Source organism: Vibrio sp. S17_S38 (assembly GCF_014694375.1).
GTDB lineage: Bacteria > Pseudomonadota > Gammaproteobacteria > Enterobacterales > Vibrionaceae > Vibrio.
Map to the genome: position 1 here is coordinate 25,487 of NZ_JAAUWW010000023.1, position 9,382 is coordinate 34,868.

Genomic DNA, 9,382 nt, shown 5'->3' on the forward strand with positions numbered 1-9,382 from the left:
AACCCTGTAAAATGTAATTGTCTTTATTTGTAGGTTTCTCTGTCAGAATGCGATAATCAGTTTTATTATCTGATAGTTCATTCAATACACAGAGAGTATTGTACTAGTGGTGGATGAGTTGGTAATTAAACATTTAGAAATAAAGGAAGTTTATGATGAAAATTAGAACCCAATCGTTACTACTGTGTTCGGCACTATTATTTTCTATGCCAAGCTTAGCCGATACTGAATCGGATGTATTAGAAGTTGTGGTGGATAATTTTAAAGCATTAGATCAAGAAGATGTGCCTGCTTATATGGATACAATACACACACAATCGTTGATGTATAAGACAACAGAAAATGCTTTGAGCTTGACGTTCAGAATTTATGATCTTGAGTACGATCTTCAGAAGGTGTCGTTTATCGGGGCAGATGATAAATATGCTTATGTTAAAGTTGAGTTTGAAACTCGTAAGCTAAAAGGTCCTGCTTTTCAAAATAATCAAATTGAAGCGCTAATCGTATTTAAACAAGATAATGGTGAATGGAAAATGTGGGCACAAGCAAATTTGCAATTGAATAAAGTCAATGCAAAGGTAGGAAACCAAGCGAAATAAACACGTTATTTATCGATACGGACTGCACCGTTTTAAAGGTGCAGGGCTTTGTTGCGTAATTCGATGGAACTAATTTATACCCTGAAACAAGTTCGTGAGTAATTTTATAAACATGCCTGCGGATCGATTTTGATATATATTTTCTTATGATTGATTGATTGAATGGAGGTTAGTGTTTATACCTAAAAGTATTACTGTCATCAATAATCTCAATTTTGACAGGTATTGTTCCTTTCTTAACGTTACCGATTTGTGCAAATGCCTTGTAAGAAAGGTCGATAACTCGGCCTTTTACATAGGGACCTCTATCGTTGATCTTTACATCGACAGACTTGTTATTTGCTGTATTTGTCACCCTCACGATAGTCCCAAATGGTAAGGTTTTATGAGCCGAAGTATAGGCATTCATGTTATACGTCTCACCACTTGCTGTCAGTTTTCCATGGAACTTGTTGTCGTACCAAGAAGCTTGGCCAATAAGAGTGTGTGATTTGGCATAATCCTTTATTTTTGATTCGCCGATTGCCGAAGTTGAGGTGCATCCGATTAATATCATAAGAACGAGAGGGGTAAAAAAAATATTCAGTTTTTTCATGTGATTTGGATGATCTATTCTCTTCATGTTTATCTGTTTTCGTTGTGGTTGATTCAGCAATATAGTGCTAAATATAGTAACTTCTCAGTCAAGGTTATCATATGGAATGATTTGCCAATAATTTCATGAACCACGTTTTTTTAGTCATATTCATGAAAGGTTTGTCATTGATAATGTCAAATTCACGAGCCATTAATTAAGTGTAGTGGTTAACTAAAATTGGTCACTGTTTTAGAGTTTTCTCAATATAATCCTCTTTATTTTTTCCTTCTGTGCCGACTTACACGAGGTGTAACTTTTTCCAGCCTGCTGTATAGGTTTGATTGTGGTTCCAGACTAATGGTTGTGATGCATCGAGTCTGCAAGGCGTTAATGTTAGGTGAAATTTATGTTAAAGCGGTTAAGTTTCAGTCTTACGTCGAGCCTGATTATATTGGTGTCGAGGCAGATGAATTGCCATATTAAGTGATGGCCGTTAGACAAAATAGGTATGAAAGGCCAGTTAGCTTAACTGGCCTTGTGAGTTGATAATGACAAAAGCACCTAACTGAGCTAGAATTTGCGACCCAACTCATATTAATTTGAAATTCATTTCAGATATTCCGTATGACTGGGGACTATTTTGAACTTTTATGGTCAGAGTAGTGATTCGTACAGCTATTTTAAAAAATAGTTTGCGGAGTGCACGTCTAGTTTTTGGTTTGGCCGCTGATCAACTAGGCAGCAGTGCACATCATTTAATGGTTACGCATAGCTGGCTGTTACTTTTGTAATGGTTTTTGTAACAGGCTCAGGTTATATTTCCTGGGCTTTTTTTATGCCTGTCATTTGCTTTTGTGGCACAATTCGCTATTCCATTTCATACAGGTAATTCCACTATTTTATGAAAATTTTACACACATCTGATTGGCATCTTGGACAGAATTTTTTTACTAAAAGTCGTCGATATGAACACCAATCATTTCTGCAATGGTTACTTGAGTTAGTCGATAAAGAGTCTGCTGATGTCATCATTATTGCCGGAGATGTGTTTGATACTGGCTCACCACCGAGCTATGCGCGTGAAATGTATAATCAATTTGTGGTTGATCTCCATCGCACGGATTGCTCGCTGGTGGTACTTGGTGGGAATCATGATTCGGTTTCTATGCTGAATGAATCGAAAGAGTTGCTTGCTTGTTTAAATACCCATGTGATCGCAAATACCCATGATGATATTGAAAGCCAAGTCATTACGTTATCGACGAGAACAAAAGAAGTTGGCGCAGTTTTATGTGCGGTCCCTTTTATTCGCTCGAGGGATGTGGTGCAAAGTGTGGCTGGTGTATCCAGCACCGATAAAAATCAAGCTCTGGGCTTAGCGATACAGCAACACTACGAACGATTGTATCAGCATGCGCTTGAACGTAAGACATCGATTGAAACCTCAACTTCAAACTCCAAATATATTCCCATTATTGCAACTGGGCACTTAACTGCTGTTGGAGTCACGTCATCCGATTCGGTTCGTGATATTTATATTGGGTCACTTGAAGCCTTTGATGCCTCAGCCTTTCCTCCTGTAGATTATATGGCTTTGGGATATATTCATCGCCCTCAAATTGTTGCTAAATCAGAATCCATTCGTTATTGCGGTTCACCGATCCCGCTTAGCTTTGATGAGATAAAAGGTTTTGATGAGATAACAGAGCTTGATGGAAGAAAAAATAGCGCTGGAAAAACCTATCAACAAATCCCAAATAAACAAGTGGTTATGTTTGAGTTCAATGATGGACATAAAAAAATCACGCCTGTTAGCATTCCTATCTTTCAGCCAATGGCTGTTATAAAAGGTACTTTAGAAGAGATAGCGTTGAAACTTCAACAATTTACACAATCAGAGCAAACGGTGTGGCTTTGTATTCATGTGGAAATTCAAGATTACTTGTCTGACCTACAACAAAGAATACAACTCATGGTTGAGGGACTAAATGTTGAAGTACTGCAACTGCGCCGTACTCGTTCCAAGCAGGCGAAAACGCTCTCTCAAGTTAAAAATGAGACTTTAGCAGAACTTAGTCCTCAAGATGTTTTCATTAAACGTTTAGAGCTAGAAGCATTTGAATCTGAAGATGAAATGAAAAGGAAAGATCGAATTATTGATCATTTTAATGTGGTGTTATCAGAGGTGGAGTTGAAAGGCTCAACACTTGATGCTGCTGAAGTTAATGATATTGATGGTCCGAAAAGCCAACAAGGAGAATCAAAGTGAAGATTCTTAGTGTACGTTTTGCTAATTTGAATTCATTAAAAGGCGAATGGAAAATAGATTTTACCCAATCACCCTTTGCTGAAAATGGCTTGTTCGCGATCACTGGCTCAACAGGCGCGGGTAAAACCACCTTGTTAGATGCTATTTGTTTGGCGCTTTATCATCAAACTCCGCGTTTAGGTCTTATATCGACATCTTCAAATGAAATTATGACTCGCGGTAGCTCGGATTGCTTATCTGAGGTTGAATTTGAAGTGAAAGGAGAAGCTTACCGAGCCTTTTGGAGTATGCGACGTTCGCGAGGTAAAGCGGATGGAAATTTACAATCTGCCGTTGTGGAATTAGCGGAAGTGAGATCTGGCAAGATACTCGCAAGCCAAGTGAAACGAAAAGACAGTTTAATGAAGTCTTTGACTGGGTTGGATTTTTCTAGATTCACCAAATCAATGATGTTATCTCAAGGGCAATTTGCGGCTTTTTTGAATGCGAAAGAAGCGGAACGTGCAGAGTTATTAGAAGAGCTAACAGGAACTGAAATTTATGGTGAAATATCAGAAAGGGTTCATGAGCACTTTTCAGCAGCTAAGCAAAACCTAAGTGAACTCGAATCACAAGCAAAAGGTGTTCAGCTTTTAACTGATGAAGAAATTCAAGCGCTAAATGCAGAGAACATACAATTATCAAGCGAGCTTATTACGGATAAAAAGCAGCAAGAGCAATGGCAACAGCAGCTACAATGGTGGCAACAACACGACAAGCTAAAACAAGCAAAAATTGATGCTGAAAATGAAATGGCTCATGCGGTGCAAGCGAAGCATGCGGCGCAACCTGAATTGTTGCTGTTAAGAAATAGTGAACCCGCTGAAAAACTCAGAATGACATTTCAGCTATGGCAAGAATCACTAGTGCAAAAAAAGCAGACAGAGGAGCAATTAGAAGTAAAGCAGAAGCAGCATGTAGAGTTAAAGTCATATCAACTTAGCGCTTCACAAATTGCTGAGCAAGCCAATATTCATTATCAGATGAGCAAGCAACAACACAACGAGTTACTCAGTTTGATTGATGAGAGAGTCCATCCTTTGGATATCAATATCAACCATACTTATACTCAGTTACAAGCGCAAAAAACTGACTTGAACCAGCAACAGTCGCGATTTGAACAGGGGCGAACACACCTATTCCAATTAGAAACACAGCAACAAGAGAATGGTAAACAGCGTCAATTGAACCAAGATTATTTAGATCAACATGCGAATGATCAGAATTTATCTCAGCACGTTAATACTTGGCAGTTGCAAGTTCAGCATATAGCAAAAAATGATCAGAGCATTGCAGCATTGCGGCTCAAAATTGAAAGTGAAAAAAAACAACAAGGATTGCTGAATACGAAGGTTGAGGAATGTGAAAAACAATTCAACCAACAGCAAATTGAAGTACATGGTCAACATGCTTTATACCAATCGGCGTATCAAGTGTGGCGTCAGCAAGTCTCAACCGCGATCAATTTAGACTCAGGCCAGCAAGAGATTCATAGTATTAGTGTTGAGCATCTGGATGCAGAGTTAGAACAGGGGCAAAGAAAGCTGACTCAACTTGAACATAATGTATCCCTAAAATCTCAGCAACTTAACCGAATCTTTCAATTAAGCACGATACAACAATCTTGGCTGACGTTATCTGATCAAATAGAAAAAAGTGGAACGAGCGTCATAGAACAAAATAAGCAGCTACAACAATTAGCTGATCAATGCGCGGCACTTCGCGAGAGCTATAAAACAAAAGAAGCATTAATTAAAAGCTACGCACAACTTATTGACCAAGATACTCATCTTGCAGATTATCGAGCTTCATTATCGCAAGGTGATCCTTGTCCTTTATGTGGCGCTTTAGATCATCCATTACTGACTTCAACCCAAGCGTTAACTCGTTCAGAAATCAGCCTTAACAAAGCGCAGGCAGAAAAAGAAAAGCAAGAGATTGAAGCGTCAGGGATTGAGTCTCGAACACGTTTAGAGTCTGTTCGTCGTTATATAGAGGAACTAAAACAGAGTCAGGTTCAGGCTGAGCAAAAAATCATCCAACTTAAGCAGCAATGGCTAAATAAAACCAGCGATGAAGACTTAATATTATCATCTTTAGCAATAGATGATCCTGATGCTTTAAAGCGTTTAGAAATAAATTTGCCACGAGAAATAGATGGGTTAACTCATCAAATTACGCAATATAAGCAAATAGAAAAGCAGCTATTGAATGCAAAAGATAACTTACTCAACAGTGAGCGGGTATTAGAACGAACGCAATCAGAATTGACGGCCTTTAAGTATAAGCAACAAACTCAACTAGATTTACTTCATGATGTTGAAATTCAATATCGAGGATTAGAAACGGAAAGGAGCGAAGCTTATAAAAAATTGAGTCATGAATGGTCTGCCTTTGGGTATGAAAGACCCAACTCAGAGTCTCCGCATGATTTTGAGTTAGGATCCGTGACGAAGTGGCTTGAGGATAAACAACAGGCGATAGCTTTGTGGAATCAGCACCAAGAAGCCAGTATTCAACTTCAGCATCAACTTGCTCGTTTGCAAGAACAAATATCGAGCGCATCACTCCAGCAGCAAGAAAGGCAAACGTTATTAATCCAACTTCAGCAGAGTCAAACGAATACACAGGCTAAGTTCGATCAACTTGGGAAGGAAAGGCGCGAGTTATTTGGCGATAAACTCATTGCGGACGAGAAGCGTAGTAGTCAGACCTCACTAGAGAAAGCAGAAAAACAATTTGAAAATGCTCAAGTTAAACTGAATCAGTTTGATACGCAGCAAACAAAACTATTTGCCGAGATTGAGATGTTGACTCAACAATTATTGCAACAGTCGGATTTGTATCAGCAGCGAGAAGGCGTGTGGCAACAAAAGTTAGTTGAAAGTCCATTTGATGATCAAAAATCGTTTGAAAATGCATTGCTCACTGAAGATGAACAAAAAAGACTGATGACTTTACAGCAAAGCTTAGACAATAAAATTGAACGACAAACTGCTTTATTGGAAAGTGCGAATGCTCATTATCAACAAGTTATTACTCAAGATAATGCGACTCAGTGGAAGCTTGTGCAAGCAGAAGAAATTGCAGATCATTTACAGGCTCTAAATGAAGCTGTTGATTTAAAATCTCATCGGGCAGGTCAAATAGAACATGAAATAGTCTCTAATAGCCAGCGTAGAAAAGGACAGCAATCTTTGTTTGAAAAGATAGAGTCAATGCGAGGCAATTATGATGATTGGCAATATTTACACTCACTAATTGGGTCTAAAAATGGAGATAAATTTAGAAAATTTGCCCAAGGTTTAACACTTGATAATTTAGTGTATTTAGCAAATAAGCAACTTACTCGTCTTCATGGTCGTTATTTGCTCCAACGAGCTGGATTGGCAGCGGTAGGTGAGGATTCAAATATTCCTATGTTATCGGCGGAAGGCTTGGCGCTCTGTGTCATTGATACTTGGCAAGGTGATACTCTGCGAGATACGAAAACGCTCTCGGGTGGTGAAAGCTTTCTTGTTAGCTTAGCGTTGGCCTTAGCTTTATCTGATCTAGTGAGCCATAAAACCAGTATAGATTCGTTATTTTTAGATGAAGGTTTTGGGACATTAGATGCAGATACACTGGATATTGCGCTCAATGCATTGGACAATTTGAATGCTTCTGGGAAGATGATTGGGGTGATCAGCCATATTGATGCAATGAAAGAGCGTATCCCAGTTCAAATTAAAGTTCATAAGAAAAGCGGTTTAGGGATCAGTGAGTTGGATAAGGAATATCGTTATCACTCAAATATTAAGGATGAAAAAATTATATGAACAGCATTATTGTCGATGGTAAAAAAATAAAGCCTTCAAAAGTGGTTTGTGTCGGTCGAAACTATGTCGAGCATGTTAAAGAACTGAATAATGTAATACCAGATGCAATGGTGGTATTTAATAAACCAAATTCATCTATTACGACCACGTTACGCGCATTTCACCAAGAGCCTTTACATTATGAAGGTGAAATCTGTTTTGTTATTAAAAATAAGAAAATTCAAGCTGTTGGGTTTGGTTTAGATTTAACTAAGCGAGAATTACAATCGAACTTAAAAGTAAAACAATTACCGTGGGAAAGGGCTAAAGCTTTTAATGGCTCCGCCGTGCTTAGTAAATTTGTATCGATTAGTGACGGTAATTGGCAAGGCTTATCGCTTGAGTTGCTTATCAATGGTGTAAAAGTTCAGGCTGGTGGCGTAAACCAAATGCTTTATACCCCAGATCATATTGTTCAGGATATTTTGAGTTATTCGAGCTTAGAAAATGGCGATGTGATTATGACAGGAACACCAAGCGGTGTTGGCGTTGTGCACCAAGGCGATATATTTACAGGTAGAATTAAGCAATATGAACACGTTTTACTTGAGGCGCAATGGGTGGCGGAGTGATAGATTTTAAGTTCATTTAGGCAGCGAAAATTAGATATTAATATTGTTTTTTGTTAATGAATTGTTGGCGTGTGAGTTCGAATGTTTTAACGCAATTGGTGTCTTTTGTAATAACTTGATTATATTGAATAAATTACAATCATCACTAGGTATTAACATTATACTTGTTACCAAATTGTAAATTAGAAAAACTAATGTGAAATTTTGATTTTTCTCATTTCTACTTATCCAATATAGCTCGTATCATCGCCGCAAATTGATAAGTTAATAAGAGTGAGATACCTGATGACACAAGCAATTCTAACTACAGTTGCGACTCCATCAATGGTTCAGAAAACCTACTCGGTTAGCTTCAAAGGATTGATTAAGCATTTTTCTGATGTATTGTTTGGAAAGCCTCAAATGACGAATTCTGTTAGCAATGATGCTTCAGTATTGTCAGAGCATTTACGTAAAGACTTAGGCTTATATTAAGCTAGTCAGTATTTATATTGAATGATAAAACCAGCCTAGTGCTGGTTTTTTTGTATTATGAATTTGATAAAGCAATTAGATACATAGGTTGGCCGTTTGCTTTGCCTGAAATTAAACGCGGATCCGCACCTAGGCTAATGTTACGACAGTGTGGTGCAACCAAGGACGCGAGCGATTTCAGCTCGGCTGATTTTCTAGAAGAGGTAGGTTACGCGCTAAATGTGTATTCTGGTTAATTTATGAAAATGGAGAGTATCGTTTATTTCGTTAACCAAACTATAAAGCCGTAGCGCAGTTTCGATATGAGACTTACCACTGCTTCATTATCCTGTGGGTGATTCGACAATTATCGCCATCGATGGTGATTTTGATTTATGTACAGGAGTATTTAAGGGGGGATTTCTTTTGAATAAGTTATTTTTATACGGAGTCGCGTATTATCCTTTCAGTATACGGATCTGCGTATAAATCTTGATTTATACGGAATAGAGTATAATAATAAGATTATACTCAACTCCGTATAGTAAGGTCGGTTATGATTATAAATACACCTAAATCTCTTGCCGCATTTGTCAAAGATAGCAGAAAGCAGAAAGGGCTCTCACAAAGTGAAGTCGCTTCTCGTGTGGGATTGCGGCAGGCCACTATATCTGAGTTTGAAAATAACCCCGATAGAACTTCAATCGAAACGATTTTTAAAATTTTAGCATCTATGAAGCTAGAGCTGCATCTCGTTTCTGAAAATTCATCAATGAAAACCAGCTCTATAAGCGTTAGCAATGGTGATGAATGGTGAGTAACTTAATTGTATTGATGAACGGTCAGAGAGTTGGGCTATTTACTAAAGCTAGTAATGGTGCGCATTCATTTGCTTATGATAGACAGTGGATTGAATTGTCAACACCAGTTGAAATCTGATCCACTTTTTTAAAAATTCACCGTTTTAATATTGATCCACTTATTTGCTCAGCTATTGCTAATTTCTAATATTCCAG

8 protein-coding genes are annotated in these 9,382 nt (G+C 38.0%); 7 read left to right on the forward strand and 1 reads right to left on the reverse strand.

Features of this window, described 5'->3' with window-relative positions:
- Positions 1-152: 152 nt before the first annotated feature.
- On the forward strand, positions 153-599 hold the full coding sequence (locus tag HC725_RS15080) for a hypothetical protein (RefSeq protein ID WP_190332695.1): 447 nt from the start codon (positions 153-155) through the stop codon (positions 597-599).
- A gap of 169 nt (positions 600-768) precedes the next feature.
- Here the strand turns inward: HC725_RS15080 and HC725_RS15085 are convergent, their stop codons facing one another.
- A complete protein-coding gene (locus HC725_RS15085) occupies positions 769-1,221 on the reverse strand; it encodes a septal ring lytic transglycosylase RlpA family protein (protein WP_190332696.1) in 453 nt (150 codons plus the stop codon).
- An 856-nt stretch (positions 1,222-2,077) separates the two neighbouring features.
- Here HC725_RS15085 and HC725_RS15090 point away from each other — a divergent pair.
- The 6 genes from HC725_RS15090 to HC725_RS16865 all read left to right on the forward strand — a co-directional run bounded on the left by HC725_RS15090 (position 2,078) and on the right by HC725_RS16865 (position 9,305).
- Entirely contained in the window at positions 2,078-3,445 is a 1,368-nt protein-coding gene (locus HC725_RS15090; RefSeq protein WP_190332697.1) for an exonuclease SbcCD subunit D, read from the forward strand.
- Entirely contained in the window at positions 3,442-7,302 is a 3,861-nt protein-coding gene (locus tag HC725_RS16860; protein WP_190332698.1) for an AAA family ATPase, read from the forward strand. Before HC725_RS15090 ends, HC725_RS16860 begins: the two co-directional genes overlap by 4 nt.
- Positions 7,299-7,913, forward strand: a complete 615-nt coding sequence (locus HC725_RS15100; protein WP_190332699.1) for a fumarylacetoacetate hydrolase family protein — start codon at positions 7,299-7,301, stop codon at positions 7,911-7,913. Before HC725_RS16860 ends, HC725_RS15100 begins: the two co-directional genes overlap by 4 nt.
- Before the next feature lie 285 nt (positions 7,914-8,198).
- On the forward strand, positions 8,199-8,387 hold the full coding sequence (locus HC725_RS15105) for a hypothetical protein (RefSeq protein WP_190332700.1): 189 nt from the start codon (positions 8,199-8,201) through the stop codon (positions 8,385-8,387).
- 535 nt (positions 8,388-8,922) lie between these two features.
- Positions 8,923-9,183, forward strand: coding sequence for a helix-turn-helix domain-containing protein (locus HC725_RS15110; RefSeq protein ID WP_190332701.1), 261 nt, complete (start codon positions 8,923-8,925; stop codon positions 9,181-9,183).
- A 17-nt stretch (positions 9,184-9,200) separates the two neighbouring features.
- On the forward strand, positions 9,201-9,305 hold the full coding sequence (locus tag HC725_RS16865; protein WP_342365958.1) for a hypothetical protein: 105 nt from the start codon (positions 9,201-9,203) through the stop codon (positions 9,303-9,305).
- The last annotated feature ends 77 nt before the right edge of the window (positions 9,306-9,382 follow it).

Bases quoted from the DNA above. Each gene is read 5' to 3' on its own strand.
- HC725_RS15080 (WP_190332695.1), top strand. From the start codon at position 153: ATGATGAAAATTAGAACCCAATCGTTACTACTGTGTTCGGCACTATTA.
- HC725_RS15085 (WP_190332696.1), bottom strand. From the start codon at position 1,221: ATGAAGAGAATAGATCATCCAAATCACATGAAAAAACTGAATATTTTT.
- HC725_RS15090 (WP_190332697.1), top strand. From the start codon at position 2,078: ATGAAAATTTTACACACATCTGATTGGCATCTTGGACAGAATTTTTTT.
- HC725_RS15100 (WP_190332699.1), top strand. From the start codon at position 7,299: ATGAACAGCATTATTGTCGATGGTAAAAAAATAAAGCCTTCAAAAGTG.
- HC725_RS15105 (WP_190332700.1), top strand. From the start codon at position 8,199: ATGACACAAGCAATTCTAACTACAGTTGCGACTCCATCAATGGTTCAG.
- HC725_RS15110 (WP_190332701.1), top strand. From the start codon at position 8,923: ATGATTATAAATACACCTAAATCTCTTGCCGCATTTGTCAAAGATAGC.
- HC725_RS16865 (WP_342365958.1), top strand. From the start codon at position 9,201: ATGAACGGTCAGAGAGTTGGGCTATTTACTAAAGCTAGTAATGGTGCG.